The organism is Halobacteriovorax sp. HLS, from assembly GCF_004006665.1.
In the GTDB taxonomy this organism is placed as follows: domain Bacteria; phylum Bdellovibrionota; class Bacteriovoracia; order Bacteriovoracales; family Bacteriovoracaceae; genus Halobacteriovorax.
In genome coordinates this window covers 269,589-295,090 of the sequence record NZ_QOCL01000001.1, presented here as the reverse complement: position 1 = coordinate 295,090, position 25,502 = coordinate 269,589, and the positions used below count along the sequence as shown (strand labels likewise).

At 36.3% G+C, this 25,502-nt stretch carries 18 protein-coding genes and 1 tRNA gene; 12 read left to right on the top strand and 7 right to left on the bottom strand.

Features of this window, described 5'->3' with window-relative positions; translation table 11 throughout:
* Window positions 1-134: 134 nt before the first annotated feature.
* Entirely contained in the window at window positions 135-587 is a 453-nt protein-coding gene (locus tag DPQ89_RS01455) for a hypothetical protein (protein ID WP_127714426.1), read from the bottom strand.
* Window positions 588-682: 95 nt separating this feature from the next.
* Window positions 683-1,183 carry a hypothetical protein gene (locus tag DPQ89_RS01450; RefSeq protein ID WP_127714424.1) on the bottom strand — a complete coding sequence of 167 codons (501 nt, stop codon included), beginning with the start codon at window positions 1,181-1,183 and terminating at the stop codon, window positions 683-685.
* 168 nt (window positions 1,184-1,351) lie between these two features.
* Between DPQ89_RS01450 and dnaE the strand changes: the two genes are divergently transcribed.
* From dnaE to DPQ89_RS01430, 4 genes are read left to right on the top strand one after another with little or no spacing between them, the layout of a single operon-like run.
* On the top strand, window positions 1,352-5,038 hold the full coding sequence (gene dnaE / locus DPQ89_RS01445) for a DNA polymerase III subunit alpha (RefSeq protein ID WP_127714422.1): 3,687 nt from the start codon (window positions 1,352-1,354) through the stop codon (window positions 5,036-5,038).
* 24 nt (window positions 5,039-5,062) lie between these two features.
* The gene (locus DPQ89_RS01440; protein ID WP_127714420.1) at window positions 5,063-6,484 is read left to right on the top strand and encodes a hypothetical protein; all 1,422 of its coding nucleotides are present in this window, start codon (window positions 5,063-5,065) and stop codon (window positions 6,482-6,484) included.
* A gap of 3 nt (window positions 6,485-6,487) precedes the next feature.
* Entirely contained in the window at window positions 6,488-7,423 is a 936-nt protein-coding gene (locus tag DPQ89_RS01435; protein WP_127714418.1) for a hypothetical protein, read from the top strand.
* Between the two features lie 9 nt (window positions 7,424-7,432).
* Window positions 7,433-8,485 (top strand): quinone-dependent dihydroorotate dehydrogenase, encoded by a 1,053-nt coding sequence (locus DPQ89_RS01430; protein WP_127714416.1) that lies wholly within the window; start codon window positions 7,433-7,435, stop codon window positions 8,483-8,485.
* Here DPQ89_RS01430 and queC read toward each other — a convergent pair whose 3' ends face one another.
* Both queC and DPQ89_RS01420 read right to left on the bottom strand, forming a co-directional pair.
* Window positions 8,486-9,187, bottom strand: coding sequence for a 7-cyano-7-deazaguanine synthase QueC (gene queC / locus DPQ89_RS01425; protein WP_127714414.1), 702 nt, complete (start codon window positions 9,185-9,187; stop codon window positions 8,486-8,488). It lies immediately after the preceding gene.
* 19 nt (window positions 9,188-9,206) lie between these two features.
* Complete coding sequence (locus DPQ89_RS01420; RefSeq protein ID WP_127714412.1) at window positions 9,207-10,976, bottom strand: phospho-sugar mutase; 1,770 nt, start codon at window positions 10,974-10,976, stop codon at window positions 9,207-9,209.
* A gap of 215 nt (window positions 10,977-11,191) precedes the next feature.
* Between DPQ89_RS01420 and DPQ89_RS01415 the strand changes: the two genes are divergently transcribed.
* From DPQ89_RS01415 to DPQ89_RS01405, 3 genes are all read left to right on the top strand, one after another.
* Window positions 11,192-11,440 (top strand): ferredoxin, encoded by a 249-nt coding sequence (locus DPQ89_RS01415; RefSeq protein WP_127714410.1) that lies wholly within the window; start codon window positions 11,192-11,194, stop codon window positions 11,438-11,440.
* A 114-nt stretch (window positions 11,441-11,554) separates the two neighbouring features.
* On the top strand, window positions 11,555-12,811 hold the full coding sequence (locus tag DPQ89_RS01410; RefSeq protein ID WP_127714408.1) for a GAF domain-containing sensor histidine kinase: 1,257 nt from the start codon (window positions 11,555-11,557) through the stop codon (window positions 12,809-12,811).
* Window positions 12,812-12,940: 129 nt separating this feature from the next.
* A complete protein-coding gene (locus DPQ89_RS01405; RefSeq protein ID WP_127714406.1) occupies window positions 12,941-14,266 on the top strand; it encodes a putative Na+/H+ antiporter in 1,326 nt (441 codons plus the stop codon).
* A gap of 35 nt (window positions 14,267-14,301) precedes the next feature.
* Here the strand turns inward: DPQ89_RS01405 and DPQ89_RS01400 are convergent, their stop codons facing one another.
* Window positions 14,302-15,363, bottom strand: a complete 1,062-nt coding sequence (locus DPQ89_RS01400; protein WP_127714404.1) for a branched-chain amino acid aminotransferase — start codon at window positions 15,361-15,363, stop codon at window positions 14,302-14,304.
* Between the two features lie 83 nt (window positions 15,364-15,446).
* Complete coding sequence (locus DPQ89_RS01395) at window positions 15,447-18,680, bottom strand: hypothetical protein (protein WP_127714402.1); 3,234 nt, start codon at window positions 18,678-18,680, stop codon at window positions 15,447-15,449.
* A 244-nt stretch (window positions 18,681-18,924) separates the two neighbouring features.
* Between DPQ89_RS01395 and DPQ89_RS01390 the strand changes: the two genes are divergently transcribed.
* Both DPQ89_RS01390 and DPQ89_RS01385 read left to right on the top strand, forming a co-directional pair.
* Window positions 18,925-20,115, top strand: coding sequence for a hypothetical protein (locus DPQ89_RS01390; protein ID WP_127714400.1), 1,191 nt, complete (start codon window positions 18,925-18,927; stop codon window positions 20,113-20,115).
* An 11-nt stretch (window positions 20,116-20,126) separates the two neighbouring features.
* Window positions 20,127-20,759, top strand: a complete 633-nt coding sequence (locus DPQ89_RS01385) for a 2'-5' RNA ligase family protein (RefSeq protein ID WP_127714398.1) — start codon at window positions 20,127-20,129, stop codon at window positions 20,757-20,759.
* A gap of 6 nt (window positions 20,760-20,765) precedes the next feature.
* Here DPQ89_RS01385 and DPQ89_RS01380 read toward each other — a convergent pair.
* A tRNA-Val gene (locus tag DPQ89_RS01380) sits at window positions 20,766-20,840 on the bottom strand.
* Between the two features lie 139 nt (window positions 20,841-20,979).
* On the opposite strand from DPQ89_RS01380, the gene DPQ89_RS01375 reads away from it, so the two are divergent.
* From DPQ89_RS01375 to DPQ89_RS01365, 3 genes are read left to right on the top strand one after another with little or no spacing between them, the layout of a single operon-like run.
* Window positions 20,980-22,626 (top strand): ABC transporter ATP-binding protein, encoded by a 1,647-nt coding sequence (locus DPQ89_RS01375; protein WP_127714396.1) that lies wholly within the window; start codon window positions 20,980-20,982, stop codon window positions 22,624-22,626.
* The gene (locus DPQ89_RS01370) at window positions 22,583-24,358 is read left to right on the top strand and encodes an ABC transporter ATP-binding protein (protein WP_127714394.1); all 1,776 of its coding nucleotides are present in this window, start codon (window positions 22,583-22,585) and stop codon (window positions 24,356-24,358) included. The genes DPQ89_RS01375 and DPQ89_RS01370 overlap by 44 nt, the downstream gene beginning before the upstream one ends.
* Window positions 24,359-24,413: 55 nt before the next feature.
* Window positions 24,414-25,463 (top strand): DsbA family protein, encoded by a 1,050-nt coding sequence (locus DPQ89_RS01365; RefSeq protein ID WP_127714392.1) that lies wholly within the window; start codon window positions 24,414-24,416, stop codon window positions 25,461-25,463.
* Window positions 25,464-25,502 lie beyond the last annotated feature (39 nt).

The window sequence follows — 25,502 nt, the reverse complement described above, 5'->3', positions numbered from 1 at the left end:
AATTCAATAGTAAAAAACTACCTATATACTTGAAAGTATATAGATCTTGTTTCTCGATAGATCTAACTCTATCGTAATAAAGTACAATTTAATTCACTTTTAAATAAAAGTGACTTGTGTGGTGGGTGACTCTCTTAGTCCAAAGCAACAGAAGATAGATTCACCACATCCTGTGGAAAATCCTTCGTATTTATTTTACCAAGCTTATTTAGTTTATGAAAGACAGTAAAGTGAGTAAAACAAATTGCTGCAAATTCAGTCATTACTGATTTGTCTTTAGCGCACTTTTTAAAGAAATTAAGTCCTTTCTTTGTATATTTCTTATTAACGCTAATAATTTGAGCAATCTCATGGAGAGAAGCCCCTGCATCTTTCCAGTGTAAGTTTATTTTGACGACCTCTCCTGGAGCAGGTTGTGGATACTTTTGCTTTTTAGGCAAGATCTCCTGGGCCTCTGAAATAATTTGTTTGAACTCAATTGAAGAAAGAGTAATCATCTCTGAACGAGTATAGAGCTTGGGCGCCTCTACATAATTTGCATGGATTGATATTGATGAAAATATAAGTGCGAGAGTGATTAGCTTCATATAGAAGATCTATACTATAAGAATATTTAAAAATCACAAGCGTTTTATCAGAAAAAAAGAGGGGGACAAGAGATTCCTACCCCCAACAAAAATATTTACCAGCTCATCCCTGTTAAATTCATAGAAACATCAGCAGTATCTAGTTTTCCTATACCATTAATTGGAAATGCTCCTATCCAGACAAACCCATTTGTTTTGTTTGATAATTTAATTCCACTTCTTTCAAGCATTGGCCTTACTGAGTCAGACTCAACTTGAAGTTTACAAGTAGTATGATTCTTATTAATTAAAAAAATCTGCTCGATTAAACCACCCATAAACTTACAATTTTCAAGCATGTATGCAGCGGTTTCTTTAGTCATAATATCTTCTTGCGGAACTCTTTCAGTCGTTGTTTCTACCTGTCCTTGAACAACTGTTGTCGTCTTAACCTCAAACTCTTCAGAACTTCTGTTGAGTGAAGTAATCGTTGTTTCACTCGTGGCTTTAATCCCTTGGAAGCTCATTTCGTATTGAACGCTATCACCAATATTCTTTGTAGATGAAAATGTATTAGCACTTAATAAAAAGATAGAAATAAAAAACAAATTTTTCACAAATACTCCATTTTAACGATTATAGAGATAAGTATTTCACATTTTTTATAGAGTAGAGTAAATATTTTTTCATAGTCGCGTTAAGTGTTGAATAGTAAGTCTATTTGAGAGGAATTAGAGGCCAGATATCTACTAAATCAACTGACAAATTGAGCTAATTTTGCTTTAATGAACTATAAACACATTGCGAAACACACACACGACGCAAAGTATATCGAGGCATATTCCATGAGTGAGAATTCTACTCCATCATATCTTGAAACTCATCCAAATAGTTTTGTTCATCTGCACCTTCACACTCAGTATTCACTACTCGATGGAGCAATCAGACTGAAAGACTTGATCCCTGAGGCTAAAGCGATGGGGGTTCCTGCCATTGCGATGACAGATCATGGAAATATGTTCGGAGCGATTGATTTTTACAAACGTTGTAAGGCCGAAGGAATAAACCCGATTTTAGGGTCTGAGATATATTTTACCCCAGGCTCACGCTTTGATAGAAAGTCTGCTCGTAGATCGGCACGTGTCTCCAACCAAGATGAAGAAGAATCTAACCATCACATTCACCACTTAATACTTCTTGCAAAAAATAATACAGGTTATCAAAACCTCTGTAAGTTACTCTCAAGGGCATACCTTGAAGGGTTTTATTACAAACCTAGGGCCGATATAGAACTACTCAAAGAGTACTCTGAAGGATTGATTTGTACTACGGCATGTTTAAAAGGTGAGGTTGGTTATAACTTTTTTACCGGACAAGATGAGAAGGCCGTAAGAGCAATTGAAAAATTACGAGAAGTTTTTGGACCAGATGATTTCTATCTAGAGATTCAAGAAAATGGCATACCTGAACAAGCGGAAGTGAATAGAAAAGTCTTAGAGTATTCAAGAGCAAATGGCGTAAAAATAGTTGCAACTAACGATGCCCATTATATGACTCCTGAAGATGCGACAGCTCAGGAGGTTCTACTATGTATTCAAACAGGAAAGTCATTTGCTGATGAAAATAGAATGAAAATGACTTCTCAGGAATTCTATTACAAGTCTCCTGAGAAAATGCGTGAACAATTCCATTATGCGCCTGAAGCGTGTGATGCAACTTTAGAAATAGCTAGTAAGTGTAATGTTGAACTTAATTGGACTGATGAGAATGGGAATCAGATTTACCATCTGCCTGACTTTCCAATAGATACTGGTGAGACGCCGGATGAGTATTTTTCAAGATCTTGTAAAGAAGGCTTAATTGAGAGATTTAAAGGACCTCACTTTACAAAATTAGTTGCTCAGGAAAATTGGGCGCAAGAAATTGAACCGAAGTACTGGGAAAGGTTAAAGTACGAAGTTGATATGATTATTAAGATGGGGTTCCCTGGATACTTTTTAATTGTTGCCGACTTCATTCAGTGGTCAAAGGACAATGGTATTCCTGTTGGACCTGGACGAGGATCTGGGGCCGGTTCTCTCGCGGCCTATGCTTTAACTATTACCAATATTGATCCATTACCGTATAACTTACTTTTTGAAAGATTTATAAACCCTGAACGTATTTCGATGCCGGATTTTGATGTAGACTTTTGTCAGGCCGGGCGTCAAAAAGTTATTGAATATGTAACACAAAAGTATGGAACAGATCGAGTCGGTCAAATTATCACTTTTGGAAAACTACAGGCCAAGGCCGTAGTAAAAGATGTCTCTAGAGTTTTTGATCTATCATTTGCTGATGCCAATATTCTTTCCAAGTTAATCCCGGATGAGTTAGGAATCAATCTTGAGCGCGCCATTGAGATGGAGCCAAAGATTCAGGAGCTTATTGATACTGATCCAAAGATTAGACAAATTTTTACTATTTCGAGAAGATTAGAAGGTCTGTACAGACACGCAGGAATTCATGCTGCTGGCGTTATCATTACAAATAAACCTCTTGTGGAATATTGTCCTCTCTTTAAGGGCGCTAAAGGGGAGAAGGTTGTCCAGTTTGATAAGGACTTCTCAGAAGAGATAGGCCTTGTCAAGTTTGACTTTTTAGGTCTTAAAACTTTAACCGTTATCGATTATGCTTCTAAGTTTGTACAAAGAGATCACGTTGCAGATTTTGATATTGAAGAGATAGATTACGAAGACTCTAAGGTTTTTGAATTTATCGGCAAAGGAAACTCTATTGGAGTATTTCAGTTAGAATCTTCAGGGATGATAGATCTTTGTAAGAGAATTATGCCAGATAGTATTGATGATATTACTGCCATTAACGCTCTCTATAGACCAGGACCTATGGGCTCAGGAATGCATGATCAATTCGTTGAGATTAAGCATGGTCGTCAAAAAGAGCACTACCCATTTGAAGAATTAAGACCCTTACTGAAAGATACTTACGGAATTATTGTTTACCAAGAACAGGTTATGAACATTGCTCGTGTTCTTGCTGGTTATTCACTCGGTCAAGCAGATATTCTTCGTAAAGCGATGGGGAAGAAGAAAATTGATCTGATTGAAGAGCATAGAGCAATCTTCTTAAAAGGTGCAGCAGAGAGAGGGTTTGATCAAGAGATCGCAAACGAACTTTACTCATTAATGGCGAGTTTCGCTGAATACGGATTTAATAAGTCTCACGCTGTTGCCTACAGTTATATTTCTTTTCAAACAGCTTATTTAAAATACTATTATCCAGCTTGTTTCTTTGCAGGACTTCTTTCAACAGAACTGACCAATACGGACAAAGTAACGGTTTACATTAATGATGCAAAAGTTAATGGAGTTGAAGTTTTTGCTCCAGATGTAAATGAGTCTTTATGGCTTTTTAATGTAATTGGAAAGAATATTCGTTTTGGTATGGGCGCAATCAAGAATGTTGGAGAAACTGCTGTTGAAGAACTTGTTCGCGAAAGAGAAGAGAATGGACCATATAAAGGATTTATCGACTTCTGTACTAGAGTTTCCTTAAAGGCCGTAAATAATAAAGTTATTGAATCTCTAATAAAAGTGGGAGCATTTGATGAATGTGAGCAAACTTTAAATAGAAAAACGATGCTTGAAAACGCCGAGCTAGTTGTAACTTACGCTAAGAAATTACAGCAAGAAAAGGAGTTAGGACAAGTTAGTCTTTTTGATATGGGCGGATCAACTGAGGAAGGGGACGATGCATCTATTGACCCTATGAAAATGCTAGATATTCAAATCACAAATGACTTTGATGATAGAGAAAAGCTTGCTTATGAATCACAATTAATGGGGATTTATGTATCTGGGCACCCTCTAGATAGATATAGCGATATAATGGGGAAATTGGCCTCTATGGATATTTCTGCCGTAAATGATTTACCAGGTTCTGATAAAAGAGAAATGATGCTGGCAGGTCTTATCGCTGAGAAGAGAGAAATTATGACTAAAAAAGGTGACAAGATGTGCTTTGCTCAGCTTGAAGACCTTTCCGGTAAGATAGAATGTATCGTTTTTCCTAAGACTTTTGCTGAGTATGGTGATCTCTTTAATGGTGATGAGCCGCTGCTTATTAGTGGTAATGTAAACTTGGCAGAAGAGCCTAGGAAATTTTTTCCTAGCAAGGTACAATTATTAAAAGATCAGGCTGAGGATAGGGTTACTTCAATCAGGATTAATGTTAAAATGGATGAGCTTACTGAAAGTAAGCTAAATAGGTTTAAGCAGCTACTTTTAAGCTACAGAGGGTCTGTACCTGCTCATGTGATTTTTTCGAATGAACAAGGACGAGCAAGGTTACCACTTGGAGAGGATTTCTTAGTTAATCCAACTCCACAAATGGCCGCTAGATTAAATGAGCTCTTTAGTAGTAATTCAGTTCAGTTTATTGTGGATGGGAGAGTCGAAGACCCCCTACAATAAGTAATACAAGGATGGAGATAAGTGATGAAAGGAATGATCACGCTAGTTCTAGTTGTCGTACTAAATTTTCAAATTAGTGCAAAAGATGAGTTTATATCTGGTCAGGGTCGTTTTGTTTCGACTGACCATGATTCGCTAAGTTTTGTTAAGAAACAGCTTCTGTATTCTGCTTTTCAGGATGTTATCTCAAAAGAGCTTTCCTCTATGGGGCATAACTCTGAAGTTTTTTGGAGTAAGTATAATGAAAAATTTGATGCTTACTTCGCTCCAATTAAAGAAAATTTAGAAAAAACATACGGAAAGACGGAAGAGACGCCATTAACCGGTAAGCAAAAAGAGAGCTTTGAGAAAAATTTAAGGGCCAAAAAGCTTGTCTTAAAGTCTCGCTATGGAAAGTTAAATAAGGTTGTTAGTTCATACTCAATAAAGAAAATGTCTAGGTCTCCACAATATCCGAGCAGTCGCTATATGAGTGTACAGGCTAAAGTTAATAGAAAGGTACTTAATGACCTGTATTATACTTTTACTAGAGGTGGCTCAACAAGAAACTATAAGAATCTTTTTATTACAATTCATTATCGATTGAAAGATATGTCTTGGTTGGATTTGGGTGTTGAGCTAGAAAGCGATTTTACTAATGCTCTTAGTGAACATTGGAAAAGATGGTTTGAAGATAAATTCAACGGAAAAGTCTCTAATGTCATCATTACTACGGACTCAGAATACGAGAAATTAGATACTCATCTAAAAATGTTATCTGAAACGAGACTTCCTCTCAGTAATGTTACTGATGTAGAAAAAAGTTTAGAAAGTGGCGACACTAGTACAATTTTATCTGTAGAGGATGAGTTGAAAGATTCTCTTTGGCTAAAAGTTCAAGTTAATATGGATAAGATTTCTGAAAATGCTATTTTTAAAAAAAGAACATTTAAATTTGGAGGGGAGTATCTCTTATTTGATTTAAAAGCAAATAAGCTGGCCTCCCATTATGACTTTATTTCTGAAGAAGCAACTTTTGAAACTACTGATGTTCAGAAATTGAGTTCTAATACTGCAAGTTTGGTTTATAGACTACCTGTGGCCAAGTGGCAGGAGTTGGCCAAGGAAGTTACTCACTTTCCATTGGGAGTGCAGAGCTTTAACTTGGAGGTTTTTGGAGCGAGCTCTGTTAAGCAAATTGAAGAGGTTCAAAAGCACCTAGCGACTGTCGGTCTTACGAATAATCTTAAATTAAATTTAGAATCATTCAATAGAGACAGAGCTGTTGTGAAGCTATTCTATAAAGGAAATATTGAAGAGCTTAAGACGACCATATTAAAATCTAAAAATATGGAAGTTGATAAGAAGAAAGTCATTATTTTTAAAGATGAGTCGAATCCTTTTGCAATAAATTTGATGGATAAGATGTCATCTGAAAAATCTATTAACTCAAATGGACAAGGATAGGTCATGAGAACGAGCGCTATTTATAAATCTCTAGTAGGTTTCTTAGTCGTTACAGTTTTAGTTTCTTGTAGTCTAGGGACAATAGAGCGTAATCCGCATGGAAGAACTCCTAGAGTAGAACAAAGAAGACACTTTAATGGTGTAAAGAAAAAGGTCGCTCTACTTACTTTCTTTAATGAATCTCCTTATGGAGGTGAAGATTTAGGAATTACAGCGACTGAAGAATTTCGCCGAGAAGTAAATAGACTAGGTGAGTTTGTAGTTGATCCAATGGCGAATAAGATTTTTGGAAGCTCCAAAGAGATTTATGCTGGTGGAGGAGTCAAGCTTGTTCAGTTATCAAGAAAGGCCAAGGTTGCAGGTGTTAATTTTGTTGTATTTGGTAGAATTGTCGATGCTAGGATTCGAGAAAAGGCAGATGAAATAGGTCTTGTCAGAGAAACTAAGGCATACGCCGAAGCTAAAATTGAAATAAGAATATTTGATGTAAATGGGAATAAAGAAGTCTTCACGGATACAATAAAAGCATTCACTGATGATTCTAGTTATAGATTTTTTCAAGGAGATCGTGATAGTAAGCTCGAATATAGAAGAGACTTATTACGTTATGTTGTAAAAGTTGCGATTAGAAAATCTATTGGGAAGATACTAAGTGTTTCTGAGAAGCTTGATTGGGTTGGTAGAGTTGCTAAAATTATGGGGAATAGGATCTACATTAATGCCGGAAGATCTTCAGGAATTAATATAGGCGATATTTTAAAAGTGATGGCCGAAGGCCAGGAGATTTTTGATCCTGAGACAGGAGCAATGATCGGAGTTTCAAAAGGTGAAGTGAAAGGTACAATTGAAATTGTAGAATTCTTTGGGCCAGATGGCGCCATTGGGATGCTTCACTCAGGTGGGACTGTTCACGAGAATGATTTTGTTCAACTTTATTAGGATTTAAGTTTGTTCTACGATTTTTTTAAATTCATGGCCTTTCGATTAGACGCAGAAAAGGCCCATGAGTTATCCATTAAAACACTTTCAATGTTTCCACATGCAAGCTCAGAGCTCTTTGGTGGGGATATTCCACATTCCAAAAGGTATCAAACAAATTTAAATTCTATGCAGTGGAATTTTCCAGTTGGCCTAGCCGCCGGTCTCGATAAGAATGCTAAGGCCGTAGACTTTTTTGCAAAAATTCCATTTGGTGCTATTGAGGTGGGAACGGTAACTCCTCTTGCTCAAGAAGGTAATGAAAAGCCTAGACTCTTTCGTCTTTTAGAAGAACAGTCATTACGTAACTGCATGGGATTTAACAATGCGGGAAGTGAACAGCTATACGAGAATATTTTAAATAGTAATAAGTTAGATAAAGTACTCGGCGTAAACTTAGGTAAGAATAAAATTACAAGTGCTGAAGATGCAAAGCTTGATTACTTAAAACTATTTCAAAAGTTTAAGGATATTTGTGACTATTTAGTGATTAATGTTTCTTCTCCTAATACTCCAGGGCTCCGTGACCTACAAAGACATGAGAGCATGAGAGAGATATTTGAAGCACTAGAACAAGAGCGTAAAGTTTGCACTACACCGTTATTTATAAAAATTTCACCGGACCTTCCTCTTGAATCACTTGAAGGTATTGTTGAATTAGCAAATGAATTCTCATTATCTGGAATTATTGCGACCAATACAACAATAATGGAAGAGAAAGGGATAGGGGGAGTTTCTGGAAAGTTACTTACTGAAAAAGCTAAAATAGTAAGAAATCGATTACTTGATATATCAAAAGAGCATTCAAATCTTGATATAATAGGTGTCGGTGGAATTTCTGGCTTTGATGACTTATGGGACTTCTGGAAATCAGGAGGTAGAGCGGTACAGCTTTACTCATCTTTCATTTACCAAGGGCCGAAGGTTCTCTTTGATATTAAAGAGGGAATTGATAAGAAGTTTCAAGAAAATAAGCTGGAGTGCTTGGAAGATCTCTTTATCAATATTCAGGATATAAATTAATTATAAGTAGCTCGGCCTTTGATCGTATTCAATTGGATCTGCCAGACCTGCTTTTTCAAAACCTCTTAATCTAAGAGCGCATGAATCACAGATTCCACAGGCCTTGTCATCACGGGCATAGCAAGAGTATGAAGATATTAAAGGAGCATTCAACTCAACGGCCTTAAGAACAATTTCTTCTTTTTTCATATGAATAACAGGGGTTACTACGGATATATCTCCATCTTTAGTACCTTCTTTTATGAGAGCATTCACTGCTTGATAATATGATGGTCTGCAATCAGGGTATCCTGAAGAATCTTCATATACAGCGCCGATATAGATTTTCTTTCCACCGACAACTTCACACCAAGAAACGGCCATCGCAATAATATGTGTATTTCTAAAGGGAACATAAGAGTCAGGGATTTCGTCACTGTCTCCTTGATAATTTTTAACATCAATAGTGGAGTCAGTAAGCGAGCTTCCACCAATTTGACTTAGAAAGCTCACATCAATTACTTTACGTAGTTCTAAAGGGACATTATAGAAATCAGCAATTTCATTAAAACACTTAAGTTCACGATCTTGAGTTTTTTGTCCGTAATTCAGATGTAGAAAGGCCATATTCTCATGATTCTCATGGGCCATGGCCGCAGTCACTAAAGAGTCCATTCCACCACTAACTAAAACAACTGCTAACTCTTGGGACTTCTGTGACATTTTTCTACCTCTGTATTTTTTAGGCCTTTTCAACTCTCGCTTTTATGAAAGTTAAAAATTCTTCCGTTTTTGCGAGAGCACGGGCCTTCTTCTCGTCTAATGTGCCTTCAGTTTCTTGAATCATAATATAGAACTTTATTTTCGGTTCTGTACCAGATGGGCGCATGTAAACTTTTGTTCCATTCTTAAAGTTGAAACCTAAAACATTACTGCTCGGTAGGTCAAGTTTAGTAGTAGTTAAGTCTGTAAAATTTTTAGATTTTTGGGTCTTGAAGTCCTCTAAATAGCTAATTTCGTCACCACATAGAGTCTTCTCGTCATATGTTCTAAAGTCTTCCATGATACGTGCAATTTTCTCAGAACCTTCTTTGCCGTAATAATTTATATTTAATAGAGTCTCATGTGAGAATCCATACTCTTCATAAATTTTGTCAAGAGCATCAACTAGGTCCATGCCCTTAAGTTTATAATAGAGGCATATTTCACTCAATAGAGTGATTGAACTTACACCATCTTTATCTCTTACATACTCATGATTGAGGTATCCAAAAGATTCTTCAGTAGCAAAAACAAAGTTTCGTTCAGGATTCGTTTTTTCGATTTGATTCATCTTTCCACAAATCCACTTGAATCCAGTTAAAGTATTTTCAACTTCAACACCAAAACTCTGAGCTATGACATCCTGAAGAGGAGTTGTAACAATCGTTTTTACAAAGTATGGGTTACTCGGCATCGTTGCCTGCTCTTGTAGGCTCTTCAACATGTAGTGAAGCATTACAATACCTATTTGATTCCCGTTAAGATAAACCATTTCACCATCGTGCTTAAAAGCAAGACCGACTCGATCAGTATCTGGGTCAGTACCCATTGCTATATCAGCACCTGTATCTTCCATTAACTTTACAGCAAGGGCCAACGCTTCAGGATTCTCTGGGTTTGGTGAGCTTACAGTAGGGAAGTCTTGATTAGGAAGTTTTTGCTCTTCAACAACTTGAACGTTTGAAAAACCAATATTTTTTAGCGCTGTTGTGCAAGGAAGGTAACCAGTACCATGGATTGGAGTGTAGACAATATTTAATTTATCCCCTTTTTCCTGACACATCTGTGGTCTTACTGTTTTTGACCCAATAGCGTCGTAGTATGCATTTTCAACATCTTCACCAACCCAGTGGATTAGTCCTTTAGAAACACCTTCTTCAAAATCCATAGTATTGATTGTTGAGAAATCTGAAATAGATAAGAAGTTATTTATGATATTCATATCATTTGGAGGAGTAACTTGAGCGCCATCATTCCAGAAAACTTTGTAACCGTTATACTCTGGAGGATTGTGGGAAGCTGTAACCATCACTCCGGCCTGTGCTTTGTGATGTCTAACAGAGAAACTTAAAAGTGGAACCGGATTTAGTCTTTTATAAATATATGCATGAATACCATTTCCTGCAAAAACAGATGCGACCTCTTTAGCAAATTCAAAAGAAAATTTTCGAGAGTCATAAGAAATTGCAACTTTAAATTCTTTTAGACCTTCTTCTTTACCAGAGCGAATCACTTCATTAGAAAGTGCTTGAGTGGCCTTTCTAACAGTATAAGTATTTATTCTATTCGTTCCTTGACCAATAATACTTCTTATTCCACCAGTTCCAAATTCTAAGTCTTTATAGAATCTTTCAGTTATTTCTTTTTCATCATTATTATCTAAGAGAGTTTGAACTTCTTTTCTTGAACTCTCATCAAAGTAGTCATTTGTTGCCCAGGCCTTTGCCCTTTCGATTGGATTGTGCTCCATGTCTATACTCCATTATATATATTGATTTGAATATTTTTTTAAAGGGTGATTCTGCCATTAATATGGAGGAGTGACAAGAAATGACGTGATGCATACTCCTGAAATCATTAAGAAACTTTAATCATGCTTTTGAAAATAAATGGCCAGCGACAAAAAGCTGATATAATAGTAAAATTAACTAGATAAGTTTGAGAATTTATAGAAAGGAGATATTCATGGCCAATAAGGATATGAAACACGAAAAGAATGTTCCAGGTGCATGGTTTTGTACTGACCCTGATGATGATAACGGTGAAGGTTGTATCGCATGTAACGTTTGCTACACTGGGGCACCTGACTTTTTTGCGGAAGATGAAGATGGAAATGCTTACATCATGAAGCAGCCAACTACTGACGACGAAATCGAATTATGTGTTGAGCAAATGGAAGCTTGTCCTGTTGCTTCAATAGGTAATGACGGTTAAATCCAATTAGGGCCAGAGTTCTGGCCCTTTATTATTTCATAATTTCTCCTTAATTTTTGTTATTTTATCTATTCCCTTATATTTTTTCACACTATCTATTGTATAATTTAGCTCATGAATTTAATTGAGCGCCTTAATACAATTTCAAGAATTGACCAAAAACTTAGTGGGATTGACTACTTAAGAGCTTTGGCGATCAATCTCTCAAAAGAGCTGAATGTAAAATACGCATTAATTGGTAGACCTGTTGAAGAAACGAAAGTTCTTACGGATGTTACAATTGTTGACGCTCAAGTCGTAGATAACTTTGAATATAATTTAGCGGGTACTCCTTGTTTAAATGTACTTTCTGGAAAGAGGGTGTGCTTACATGCAAAGAATGTAGCAAACTTATTTCCTGAAGATCTTCTCTTAAAAGAGATGGGTGTAGAAGGTTATGTTGGAGCTCCCATTTTAACAAATGATGGAGAACTCTTAGGACTCATTGTTCTTCTAGATAGTAAAGAACTTGAAAATGAAGATAGCTTAAAAACAATTTGTGAATTCTTTGCTGCTCGTATCGCAAGTGAATTCTTTAGAATGGAAAGTGAGTCAAAGCTTATTTCGATTAATAATGAGCTTGAGTCAATAATTGAAGAGAGAACTCTTGAGCTCGAAAGATTAACGGAGCAACTGCAAAGAGATAACTCTTCTTTAGAAAAAGCTCTTGAAACTAATAATAAGCTTATGGCGACTATATTCCACGATATATCAAACCCACTATCTGTAGCTGCCTTAGAGGTTCAGCGCTTAGGTCACAGAGAAGGGGATAAGCTTAAAAAGAGTATTCTTAATATTGATTACTCAGTCGATCAAGTTGTAAAAATTATTAATAATGTAAAAGAAATTTTTTCCGGCAATAGTAATTTGGAATTTAAAACTCTTAAAGTTTCGGATGTTATTAAGTATGCAGAGTTTATTTTCGATCACAAACTAAAGAGTAAAGATATTCAACTTTTGGCAAATGAAAGTGATAATAATGTAGAAGTTAAAGTTCATGAAACAATCTTTTTAAATTCGGTATTTAATAATTTCATTTCTAATGCAATAAAGTTCTCTGATACAAATAGTACAATTCGAATTTCAACAACTAAACAAAAAGGTAGAGTTCTCCTAAATATTCAGGACGAAGGAGAGGGAATTTCTGAAAAGGTAATCCAAGCTATAAATAATAATGAAAAAGTTCTCTCTACTAAAGGCACTTGTGGAGAAGTTGGAACAGGACTTGGACTAAGTCTGACAAAGAATTATCTAAGTAAAATGAACGGTCATTTCACAATCTCCAAAAATGAAATAGGAACACTTATTTCAATCGATCTTCCACAAGGCTAGAGATAATTTAAATCTATAGAAAAAATTTATTTCGCAATGGCCAAGACTGAGTTAAAATTCTAGGTACTTATATTTTAAAAACAAAAACTAATCCGAGTTATATACTCAGGAATCAACTAGGGGTATTAAGTGAATCCAACTAATGTTCAATTGGTGGGAACTATTCTGTTTGCAGTTGCAGTTCTCCACACTTTCATGGTCTCAAAATTTGAGCATCTTGCTCATAAATATCCAAAGGGATCAATTGGTGAAAATATCTTTCACTTCCTTGGAGAAGTAGAGGCCGTATTTGGTATGTGGGCCGCGATCCTCATCATTTATATGTCTTCAACAGAAGGTCTTATGGTTCTCGGTGGAGCTGATGGGCATACTGTAGTAGGTGGAGCGATTCATTACCTTGAATCATTAAATTATACTGAGCCTGCTTTTGTTTTTGTTATTATGTGTATGGCCGGTACTAGACCAATAATTCTTTTTGCTGAAAAAATTATTCTATCTATTTCAAAGCTAATTCCTCTTCCGGGGAAAATGGCCTTCTATGTTTCAGCACTTGTTGTTGGTCCAATTTTAGGGTCTTTTATCACTGAGCCTGCTGCGATGACTGTTACAGCATTAATTCTTCTAGATTACTTCTTCTCTGGAAAAATGAGTAAGAAGTTTATGTATGCGACTCTTGGTCTATTATTTGTTAATATCTCAATCGGTGGTACGCTAACTCACTTTGCTGCACCTCCAGTTCTTATGGTTGCTGGTAAATGGCATTGGGGTATGATGCATATGCTTACAAACTTTGGTTATAAAGCTGTAATCGCAATCCTAATTTCTACTAGTCTTGTTGCAATAATTTTTAAGAATGAGCTAAGTGGTGCTCTAGAAGTTAAAGAAAAGCACACAAATGAAATGGTTCCAACATGGTGGATGACTCTTACTCATCTGATCTTTATGGCACTAGTTGTTTATACAGCTCACCACATGGTATTTTTCATGGGATTATTCTTATTCTTCTTAGGGTTTGCAACAGTAACTCAAGAGTATCAAGATGAAATTAAATTAAAAGAATCATTACTAGTTGGTTTCTTTCTAGGTGGTCTTGTAACACTTGGTTCACTTCAAGCTTGGTGGCTACAACCAATTCTTCAAGGAATGGGCGATATAGTACTATTCTTTGGTGCTACAGCTCTTACAGCTATTACTGATAACGCTGCATTAACTTATTTAGGTTCACTAGTTGATCTAACTGATTCAGCTAAATATAATCTTGTTGCTGGTGCAGTTGCTGGTGGTGGTTTAACAGTTATTGCCAACGCTCCAAACCCTGCAGGTTTTGGTATCTTAAAAGGCTCTTTTGGTAAAGAAGGTATTAGCCCTCTAGGTTTATTAATGGGGGCCATTGGTCCGACTATTATAGCTATGATTTGTCTTGAAATTCTTCCATCAATCGGTGGGGGACACTAGAAAATATAAGGCCTTCTTTTGAAGGCCTTTTTTTTTTACTTAACTTCCATTCTCCATTCGTGCTTATCTTCTAATCTACCTTCTTGGAGAGCTAGAAGAGTCTCTTTGAGTTTGCTGCTAACAGGACCAATAGGATTTTTTACTTCCCAAGTATTATTCGTGCAGTCTCCAAAGAGTCCAATTGGAGTTATGATTGCCGCCGTTCCACAAGCAAAACATTCAGTACAACTACCATCTTCAATTGATGATAGAAGTTTTTCAATTTCAAATTTTTCTTCTGAAACTTCGTAACCTAGGTCCTTTGCGATAGTTATGAGAGAGTTTCTTGTTATACCATCAAGAATTGTATCTTGAATTGTTGGAGTAACAATTTTTCCATCAATAACTGCAAAGAAATTCATTCCAGACATCTCTTCGATATACTTCTTCTCAAGACCATCGAGCCACAGGGTTTGTTCATAACCTAAGTCTCTTGCTTTCTTAGCAGAAATTAAAGAGCCTGCGTAGTTACCACCTGTTTTAGCGTAGCCCATTCCTCCTGGACTAGCGCGAATGAATTCTCTTTCAATAAGTACCTTTAAAGCTTCATTTTTAAAGTAGGAGCCAGACGGTGAAGCAATGACCATAAATTTATAAGAGTCACTAGGTTTGATTCCAAGACTATTTTCAGTCGCTATCATAAAAGGCCTTAAGTAGAGTGATTCTCCAGATTTTGTCGGTATAAAGTCAGTTGAATACTCGACTACAGATCTAACAGCTTCCATATATAGTTCTTCAGGAATATCTGGCATTGCCATACGTTGAGCAGACAAATTAAATCTCTTTGCATTCATCATTGGTCTAAATAGGTAAGGTCCTTTCTCTTCAACATGATAGGCCTTCATACCTTCAAATATTTCTTGACCGTAGTGTAGTACTTTACAAGTAGGGTCCATAACTATTGGCGCATAAGGAAGTAACTCTAGAGGAGACCAAACACCATCTTTGTAGTCGGTCACGGCCATAATTGGAACTATTGTTTTTCCAAAGCCAATTTCGGTAGGGAGAGTGAAGTTGGTTAAGGCATCAATGGCCTTAGGGTCTATTTTTATTGTCATAATCTTGTCCTTTATTAGGGCAATTTATAACACTAAAATCATCTTTCGTAATGAAGCGGCTTGTTAGTTAGAGAACCTCTAACTTATTGAAAAAATGGAGTTGCTTCGGAAAAAGAACTATCTTCTATATTAACAGGGACACTGCGCACATTAGTACCGTTGCTAAATGTTGAGAAAATAGTGTCATTTGTATTATCGTCACCTGTTCCACTGACAAAGTTTTCTTGAATAAACAATGTAAGATCGTCTCCAGTACTGGCGGTTATGCTTGAGGCAGTTTGATTAAGTACTCTTGAAGATTTTTGACCAGTATCGCCTGATCTTGTGAGGTAGGCATTATTAGAAACAACAGTTCCAATATAAACTTCATGGTTTGCTCCATCAACACCTGTCTGTACAGTTAAAGCAGAGATAGTATTAATTGAAGGAGTTAAAGTATTTACAGGATTTTGTAAAAATCCTGACGCCAATGTAGAGGCCGTATTTCTATAAAGAACTAATTGGTTTGAAGTATTAGTTGCCGCAACATAGTTGAAACCATTTCCTGTTCTAGCACCTGAGACATCCACTCTACTAACAGTAGCGCCAGCAAAAATCGTTGAAACACTTGCAGATTGAACTGGAGCTCCACCCGATGGATCTATACTGTACATATGATGTGTTCCAAGAATTAAGTCTTTAATCACCAGAACTATATGTGCACTATCCGAATCGTATGCTGAATAAAGATCACTTGCGGCAGTTGTTACAATACTCGTTGCAGAAGTTGTTGCTCCACCGGCCGTTCCAATTGCTGCATATTTGAAGGAAATATAGTCAGAGTTATTAAAGTCGATATATGGTAGATACCAATTGGTACCATTCGTTGTGATTCTCCCAATTTTAGCTGTTACTTCATTTATATCAAATGAGTCTATTGTTGCTAAAGTTGCTCGATCGATTCTTCTTACTCTCATAACAGAAGTAGGAGTAACGAAGAAGTCAGCTTCTTCGATTCTATAGGCAACCCAAATTGATGTTGCATCTCCAACAATACTTAAGTCCAAAGGAACTTCTGACGCATTAGAGGTTGTATCAGAATTGAAAGTGACAGTATCTACTCCCGTTGTATACGCACCTGTAGTAGCATTATATTGATTTTGAGTGACTGTAATTTGATTAGTAGAACTTGTTACAATATATTGATCTAGTCCATCCATCCAAGTTGCATGTTTGGTATTTGTTGAAGCGATTGCTAGTTGATCAGATTCTCTCACTGTGACAAAGTTCGATGCTCCTCCAACCCAAGGGCCTACGACTCCACCTGTACAGTCTGCAGGATTACCAAATCCATTATCACCGTAACAAAGTCTAAGACACACAACTGCTCCATCCGTAAGTCCACCTGAACCTACGTTAGGAGACCAATTTATCGAAGCGCTTGTTGCTCCTGAAATATTTGCGTATGTTCCATCACATGCCACATCTGATTGCCATTGATAGACGATAGTATCGCCATCGGCGGTAGAAGCATCACTAAATGCGCCAGAGTGAGAAAGTGAAATACCTGTTCCTTCGCTAACGTAGTTTACGGAAGTTAGAGCAGGGGATGCTGCACCACCTGTAAGGATTGGAGCAGGGTTTACGTTGGTAATTGTTAATGGAAAAATTTGAGAAACACTACTTGCACCTAAAGTATCTGGTGCATCTGTTACAGTAACTCTAAAGTTTACACTGGCTGATGCGGCTCCTGTTACGGCCGACTCTGGAACTGTAAAGCTTGCCGACGTTGTAGCAACCGGATCTGTTGCCGTTGATCTTGTTACAACTGTTGAGGCCGCTGCTGTTTGATATGCCCCTGCAACTGCGTCATAGTATTCCCAAGTAATAGTGTAATCGTCTCTTTCAGGTTCAGAAATACTTACTTGGAAAGCGAGAGTATCGCCTTCATTTGCAGCTGCAATTGAAGCTGTATTATCGCCAGTGTCATAGATATAACTATTTGTGAGTGGGTTTGCAACAGCAACTCCGGTGAGAACATTTTGAAATGTTGGCGCGGTTGTTACTTCTGTTGGAGTTACGAGCCAAGTTAGAGTACTAGATGTTAGTGCTGTAGAATCAGTCGCAGTTACTTGTACTGTATAAACAGCGGCAGGGTTAATAGAGCCTGCATCTCCAAAGTAATTAAAAGTAATTGCACAAGTGTATTTTCCAGCAGTAGCATCTCCTAATGCTCTTGTACAATCTGGAGTTACAGTTGTTGAATCAAGAGGCATATTAGAGGCTCCATCTACTGGAGAAGAGTTGATTGTATAGTTGATAGCAAAGTCTGCTGCATTAGCGCTACTTTGATCTTTATCCTCAACTGTAATTGCAAAGTTAGCAGCTCCACCTTGAACAATAGATGCTAAGGCAGTACTGGAACCTGTATCAATCGAGATTGTAGGAGCAGTATTAAGAGCTTCTACGTTAATATCCCATTCTTGTCTTGTTACTTCTGGGTTAGAGCCAAAACTTGTATTGTAGACAACGGCCTTTACTTTATTTGTAGTAGGGGCCCCAGCAAAACTAATCGCAGTGCTATATGAAAATAAACATGCTTCAGAAGCTAGTCCACTAAATGGTATTCCAACAGGTAGAGCAGGTGATAGAGGAGAATCGGCAGAATCTAAAAATACAACTTTATAGTCTGATGCTAGGCCTGGACCGACTCCAGTTTGTTGTAAACAGAAGTCTTGACCACCGGCGAAGCCAGTTACTGTCATCAATGTTCCACGAGAATCATTAGTACCATTCATGGTAAAACCATTCAGGGCATATGAAGTCGCATTTAAAGCATGGAATGTATTTATAGTACTCGGAGAAGAAGCGACAGAAAAACCTGTAAATGAAGGAGAAGTGACATCAAGGTTCCAAGTTTTTGAATCATAGACTGTCCCGAGACCATCACTGATTTCAAGATAAATATTATAAGTTCCTACACCTAGAGTGCTTGGATTTAAATTTAAAGAAGGAACTGTATTTGAAAATGGACCTAATGTTTCTGAGGCATCTAAGAAATCACCATCACCATTAGTATCTTGATACCATGTAGAAACAAAACCAATTGAATTAGGATTATATACACTTGAAGTAAATGGAAGACTTGTAACGGAAAGATCGCTTGAGGTTGTTAGAGGTAGTGTTGTCGACGGGGAAACTGATGTTAAAGAAGGATTTAGAGGTGCACTTGCTCCTGAGCTAGATGCGGCCCCTTTAGCTGTCTTATCTCCACCGACGTCTCCAGCGACGCAACCATAGAAAAGTGTGAATAGTAGTAAATAGTTTAAAATTTTCATATTTAGCTTATCTTCCTGAGTAGCTTCTCGGTTAAATAAATTGAGATATTTAATCCCTTTATTTATTTTAAACCTGTGTAAATGCCTCAAATGTTTGATTTTTTGAAAAAATCTTTTAATTACAAATGGTTATAGATTTTTAAGTGACAACTAAATAGGAGATATTTTTTTATTTTTTTTTAAAAGTGACAATTTTTTTAGGGCTATAAAGGATTGATAATTGGATGTATCATTGTAATTACATATGTTTAGATTTGTACTTATTTACTTTATTTTTGGAACCCTAGCTTTTGCTCAAAATGCAAAAGGCATCTTTAGTATTGTGGTAGAAGGTAAGAGATCAGAGCTCTCTTATATTAAAAAGCGCTCAGAGCTAAGTATGGCCAGAAGTACAAAGTACTGCCGTGGCTCAATGATGCCTAAAGCAGCAGGGAAGTGGTCTTGTAAAAGCTCGGCACCTAAAGTCAGTAGTTGTGTTCTAGAGTATAAGTGTCAATTTGTTAATAAGTCATTTAATCGTTTAACTGAAACTAGAAGAATTCGTAAGCAATTAAGCTCAATGCCTGCGGTTAAGAGTAAGTATTCTATTACATTGATATACGAAGATAAGAAAGAAGTGATGAAGCAACTTGGTGGCGGGAAGTTTGTAGTAGACTCTGCTAAGCACTCCCAAAAAAGTTTTTCTCATCAAAAGTTAGCAGCTTCTTCGAAAACTTATTCAAGTGGAAATCCATCTAAAAAAATCTCTCAATCGAAAAAGAAAGCTCGTTCGACTCAAAAAGTTCAAGCGCCTAAGAAATCAGCTAAGGCAAAGAAAATTGAGCAAGAAGAGCTTGCTGAGCTTGCAGCACTTAAAGAAGAAGACTTTAAAGTAGAGCATCAATCTAAAGAAGAAGAATGGGTTTTAGAAAAGAATAAGAAAACAGATGGTCGTGAAGAATATCAGCTTTATAAGAAAGATGAAAAATATAGTGATCAAGAAAAGGCCCCGACTGGAGAGAGAAATCAGTGGACAAGCTTTGCTCTGAGCTACATTTCTGTTTCTGATAGTTTGGATAATTCACTAGCAACCTTTGATGCCGCATGGACTCCTTTTATGTGGTTTTCAAATTCATGGGGTTTAAGAGGTCAGCTTGGGGTTCATCAGTTTAAACTTTCTGAGACTGCGACAACGCTTGAGGAGTCATTTCTTATTTATGATATAGGAGGGTTTGGACTCTATAGAGTAGGAAATCTCTTTGCCGAGTTAGGTTTTGGATTACAAAAGTGGAATAACTCCACTGGAGATAGTTTTAACTCATTATCTCTAGGAGCTGGATATATTTTTGAGTATTATAAATTTAAATATATTGACAGGATTCAGGTCGGTTTCAGTAGTGTGAGTAATGAGATAAGCACAAAAGAATTTAGGCTTTCAATGGGTCTTTCTTTTTAGCAGGGAGTTGTATGAAAATCTTCTTTGTTTTGCTTTTTTCATTTAATATCTTTGCCATTAATTGTAATGAAAGCTACACGCCGCAGCCTCGTAAGTTTGTTGAGCAACAAAATATTTCACTGAACTTAAGTTCTAATATTTATAAGCAATCAAATTTTCTCTTTTTTGATAAAAGTGGAGAATATGGAAAATACGTCACTTTAAATATTCCTTATGAACCAGTTCTAGATATATTTAAACAACTAAAAAAATTTCATCCAACTTTGAACAATAGAGGAGAGGCCCATATCACAGTGATTACGCCTGTCGAGTATCAGTGTTTTTTCAATAAGCATGGTATATCAATTAATCAAATAAAAGAAGTTGTAGAAGATTGGAATCAATCTAGTTTTAAAGTGTTAAGTATAGGAAATGGATATAAAGACTTAGATGACACCTTCTTTATAATAGTAGATAGTGCCGATCTTATTGCTTTAAGAAAGAAGCTCTTAACACTACTTCCCGAAAATGCGCGGTTTGACCCAGTTAAATTCTACCCACATATTACTGTAGGTTTCACTAGCCGAGACTTTCATGAGTCTGATGGGGTCTTTAAAAATGAAAAATTCTCTAAAGACAGTCGTTTTAATTTAATAGTGAAGTAAGTTTAATGGTGCACCCGACAAGGATTGAACTTGTGACCTTTCCGATGTCAACGGAATGCTCTCCCACTGAGCTACGGGTGCAAAAAGAATAGGAAAAATATAAGAAAGATTTAGGTTTGTGTCAATTTATGATTTTCTTGCACTGTGTCTTTTTGTGTAAATGGCTTGATATCCTTAATATTACTTAGCTAGTAGTTATTTTTAAGCTATAACTAGCTCTATGAAAAATAGACTCGACGTAGGGCTACTTGGCCTATTAAAAAATCAATTTATTGAATTTCTTCCATGGTATTTAAGTGCGTTTGTCGCACTATATGGAACTCATTATATTCAAAGTGAGTTGCCATTTTTAGCAAAGCAGTTGGCCGATTTCGTTATGAGTGAAACGGGTAAAATTAATACAATTCAGTTCGTTTATCTCTCATTAGGAATAATTGTTTTTAGAACTTCCTCAAGGCTACTCTTTTTCTACCCAGCTCGTGTGCTTCAAAAATTTCTAAGAATTGAGGCCATAAGAAGATTAGAAAGTGCTAATCCAATTCGTTACAAGAAGTTTAGTGCTGGACAACTATTTCAAACTGTCGGTAATGATCTCGAAGAAGTCAGAGCATTAGTTGGCTTTGCTCTTTTACAAGTTGCAAATATTATTATCGCGATGAGTGTTCTTATTCCTAAACTTTCAAAGTTTAACTCAAAGCTGCTATTGGCATTGCTTCCTGTTTTTGTTTCGTTTGTATTTTTCACCATTATTGTAAGTCGAAATAAGAAGTACTATAGAAAAACCCAAGACTTGCAAGGTGAAGTTCAAAACTTCATTATGGAATCCTATACTGGAAAGAAAACTATTAAGAATTATCATTCAGAAGATTCTTTTATAAAGTTATTTGAAAGACATTCTTTTTCTGAATTATATAATTTCTATAAAGCAGGTAACAATATTGCTTTCTCTATCCCTTTAGTACCTCTCGGTGTCGGCATCTCGTTACTGTGGGGAGCTTATATTATTAAAATGGAATCCCTGGGAGCATCCTCCCTTATATTATTTTCTGGTTTCGTATTTCTCTTTTTAGAGCCGATGATGTTTCTTTCATGGATAGGGGTCGTCTTTGCAAGGTCTGCTGGAGCTTGGTCAAGAATTAAGGAACTTATGACTTCAATTGATAGACCTTCCGAGCAAGAAGTTAAAATGAAGAGAGTAAACTCAAACTTAGAAGATAGTAAGTTCAATATAGAATTTTGGGATGAAGAAATTCTTTTGGATTTACCTAAAAATTCGTGGAACGTATTTGTCGGACAAACTGGCTGTGGTAAAACTGAAGTCATTAAGCAAGTCGCAAGTATTTTAAGGCTTCGTGGAAAATCTATTTCTTACGTAGCTCAAAACCCTTACCTTTATAATGACTCTATAAGGTCTAATATTTTCTTAGGTAATGAGGTGACTAAAGAAAAAGAAGATCAAGCTTATGATCTATTACAGCTCTTTGGATTAGATTATTTGGAATCGACTAGAAGCGGGTTATTTGATCTTGAAGTAGGAGAGCATGGAAAACGTCTCTCTGGCGGTCAGGCAAAGAGATTATGCTTAGTCAGAAGCCTCATGTCTAATGGTGAGATCATTATATGGGACGACCCTTTTTCCTCTGTCGATTTAATTTTAGAGAAGCAAATTTTTTCTAAACTAAAAGATCATCCTCTATCACAGAATAGAACTTTTGTTTTAAGCTCTCATCGCTTAACAACTGTAAAGCTTTCTAACTATGCTATCTATCTAGATAAAGATTTAGGTCTTGTTGATAATGGTTATATTGAAAATATATTAACAAATGAGTCAAAAATATATGAATACTTCAAAAATCAAATGGTCTAATTTTTTAGCTTTTAAAGGAGCTTATCTTCTTTTAGCATTTATTGGACTATGTTTAATTATATCTGCTGCTTTAGGTTCTTTTGTTCCTTCAATGATTGCCGACTTGTCTGCAAGCTATGATCAGGAAGAACTCTTTTTTCAAAGTATAAAAAACTTATTTTATCTTTTTTTGGGTGTTTATTTTAATAGAGCATTATATCAACTCGGCATCAACAAATTTGTAAAACTACTGGTACAAAATGTTAGAAGTTGGTGTTACGAAAAGTGGCTGCTAAGTTATGAGATTCAAGAAGGGGATACTGGACATGAGGAAAAATATCCACAAGGTGAAATTATAAGCCGTATTGTTAATGACACTGAATCTGTCAGAGAGCTTGTGACTTCAGGAACATTTGGAATATTTATTGATCTTTTCTTTGTTGTGTCTTGCATGCTGAGCTTTGTTAAAATAAATACTGTAATGGGTGGGGCATTGGTAGCTTCTCAAGTAGGAGCTGCAATTCTTCTAGTATGGGGGAGTAAGTATATGCGTACTGTCTTTTTGTCTGTTCGAAAGTCTAGAGGAGATGTATATCAAACGGTGGCAAACTTAGTTGGAGGGTTTGAAGAAACTTATTTCACTAATCATGGAAACTTTGCCTCAAAAAAATCAGAAGGTGTTTTCGATGACTATCTTGGTAAAATTTTAAAATCTAATATATGGGACTCGGGTTATTATTCAATTGCTGAGTCTCTCTATCCACTTCTACTTGCTCTTGTTGTTATCATTTTCCCTTTTAGTGGAATTACAGAGGCGGCAATAATATTAGTTATTGTGGATTTAATTCAAAGATCTATTGGCCCAGTTAAGGACATCGCAGGAAAAATTGCAAATGTGCAAAGAGCGGCCAGCGGGATTGATAGAATAAGTGAGTTTATGGAAGACTTAGAAAAGACGGTATCTTCACCAAGGGACTTTCTTAAAAAAGATATGTCAGTAAAAAATATGTCCGTCTCTGTAGACTCATTCGCGTACCCAAAGAGAAGCGAAGATGAAATCGCTTTTTCTTTAAATAATATAAATTTCTTCGCTTCAAGAGGGGATGTCGTAGGAATTGTTGGAATTTCTGGCTGTGGTAAATCTACCTTACTCAAAATCTTAAGTGGAAATATAATCGCTCCCAATTCAAATATAGAGCTAGTAGGCGAGGGGGAGACAGTCAACTTTCCTGGGGCCGGATTTGAAGACGTCATTCGCTACCGAGAACTTGTAGGGATCGTCTCTCAAGAATCTCATATTTTTTCTGAATCAGTTGCCTTTAATATATGTCTTTGTGAGAAAATTCCTCAGAGTTTTATTGAGTTCTGGCAATGGGTGGAAGAACAAATTCCTTATCTCGTAAATGTTTGGGGGATTAATTATGAAAGTGTTCTAGATCAAAAAACAATTTCTTTGGGGCAAAAGCAACTTCTTTCTGCGATTAGGTCGTGTTATTTGAAAAAACCAGTAGTCCTTTTTGATGAAGTGTCTTCAGGGTTAGACTCAGAACTAGAACTCGCTTTGAGAAAAGTGGTTGAACTTATTCAAAAACAGTCTTTGACATTTGTTGTTGCACATCGATTAGAGACAGTCATTGGGGCAAATCAAATCATTGTTATGGATAATGGTTCAGTTGTAGACAAGGGGAGTCATTCGGAACTTCTACAAAGGTGTACTATTTATGGCCAATTTCTACAAGAGTTGAGTCATTAAGAGAATTGATATAAAATAGCCAAGTTATTTAGTTTAAGTGCAAGGAGCGCATATAATGAAAAAGAATATTTTTTCAACACTTTCTGTAGCCACGCTGGCGTTAGTTCTTTTCTATTCATGTTCAAAAACAGTTGAGTCGAAACCTGCTTTTCTTTTTAAGGCCGCTCCGGATCAATCAGCTGGAGTTAAAGTAGGGTCGCAGGTAATTTCTCAAAGCGAACTTTTTAAAGGAATTGAAGCCGACTTGTACGATGCTGAAATGAAAGTTTTTGAAATAAAAATGAATACAATGAAAGCAAAAGTTGTAGAAATTTTAATGGATCAGGACCCTAAGAAAAAAGGCCTTTCTAACGATGAGTATTTAGAAAAGTATGTAACTAATAAGATTACTATTTCTAATAAGCAAATTGATGCTTTCGTTGCGGAAAGAAAAATTCCAAAAGAGCATTTGAATGATCAAATGAAAAGTAGAATTAAGCAATTCCTACTTATAGAAGAGAAAAAGAAAGCAGTTGATACTTGGCTTGCAGCTAAGACTAAAAAGACACCGGTTGAAATTTATTTTAAAAAACCAGAAAGACCAGTATTCGCAGTTAATGCAGGAGATTCTCCTTTTATGGGAAGTGCCGATGCAAAAGTAACAATTGTCGAATTTTCAGACTTTCAGTGCCCATTTTGTTCAAAAGGAGCAACTATCATGCATGAAATTAAGAAGAAGTATGGAAATAAAGTAAAGATTGTTTTCAAAGACTTTCCTCTTCCATTTCATAACCATGCAAAACTGGCGGCTCAAGCTGGACTTTGCGTTCATGAACAAGATAAGGGAAAGTTTTGGACTATGCATGACAAAATGTTTGCTGATCAAACTAAGTTAGATAGAGAAGGGCTTGTAAATTCAGCTAAGAGCTTAAAAATTAAAATGGACCAATTTACAAAGTGTCTTGATACTGGAAAGTATGCTTCTAAGGTTGAAGCGACTATGGAAGAAGGTAAGAGTGTTGGAGTTAAGTCAACACCAACTTTCTTTGTAAATGGAAAGATGATAAATGGAGCTCATCCAGTGGAAGTTTTTTCCGAGTTAATTGATCAGGAAATGGCTAAGTAATTAAGATAATATAAATTCATATACCTAAGTAAAAGGCCT

Coding starts and splice junctions, on each gene's coding strand:
- DPQ89_RS01455 (WP_127714426.1), bottom strand. CDS start 587: ATGAAGCTAATCACTCTCGCACTTATATTTTCATCAATATCAATCCAT.
- dnaE (WP_127714422.1), top strand. CDS start 1,352: ATGAACTATAAACACATTGCGAAACACACACACGACGCAAAGTATATC.
- DPQ89_RS01440 (WP_127714420.1), top strand. CDS start 5,063: ATGAAAGGAATGATCACGCTAGTTCTAGTTGTCGTACTAAATTTTCAA.
- DPQ89_RS01435 (WP_127714418.1), top strand. CDS start 6,488: ATGAGAACGAGCGCTATTTATAAATCTCTAGTAGGTTTCTTAGTCGTT.
- queC (WP_127714414.1), bottom strand. CDS start 9,187: ATGTCACAGAAGTCCCAAGAGTTAGCAGTTGTTTTAGTTAGTGGTGGA.
- DPQ89_RS01420 (WP_127714412.1), bottom strand. CDS start 10,976: ATGGAGCACAATCCAATCGAAAGGGCAAAGGCCTGGGCAACAAATGAC.
- DPQ89_RS01415 (WP_127714410.1), top strand. CDS start 11,192: ATGGCCAATAAGGATATGAAACACGAAAAGAATGTTCCAGGTGCATGG.
- DPQ89_RS01410 (WP_127714408.1), top strand. CDS start 11,555: ATGAATTTAATTGAGCGCCTTAATACAATTTCAAGAATTGACCAAAAA.
- DPQ89_RS01400 (WP_127714404.1), bottom strand. CDS start 15,363: ATGACAATAAAAATAGACCCTAAGGCCATTGATGCCTTAACCAACTTC.
- DPQ89_RS01395 (WP_127714402.1), bottom strand. CDS start 18,680: ATGAAAATTTTAAACTATTTACTACTATTCACACTTTTCTATGGTTGC.
- DPQ89_RS01390 (WP_127714400.1), top strand. CDS start 18,925: ATGTTTAGATTTGTACTTATTTACTTTATTTTTGGAACCCTAGCTTTT.
- DPQ89_RS01385 (WP_127714398.1), top strand. CDS start 20,127: ATGAAAATCTTCTTTGTTTTGCTTTTTTCATTTAATATCTTTGCCATT.
- DPQ89_RS01375 (WP_127714396.1), top strand. CDS start 20,980: ATGAAAAATAGACTCGACGTAGGGCTACTTGGCCTATTAAAAAATCAA.
- DPQ89_RS01370 (WP_127714394.1), top strand. CDS start 22,583: ATGAGTCAAAAATATATGAATACTTCAAAAATCAAATGGTCTAATTTT.
- DPQ89_RS01365 (WP_127714392.1), top strand. CDS start 24,414: ATGAAAAAGAATATTTTTTCAACACTTTCTGTAGCCACGCTGGCGTTA.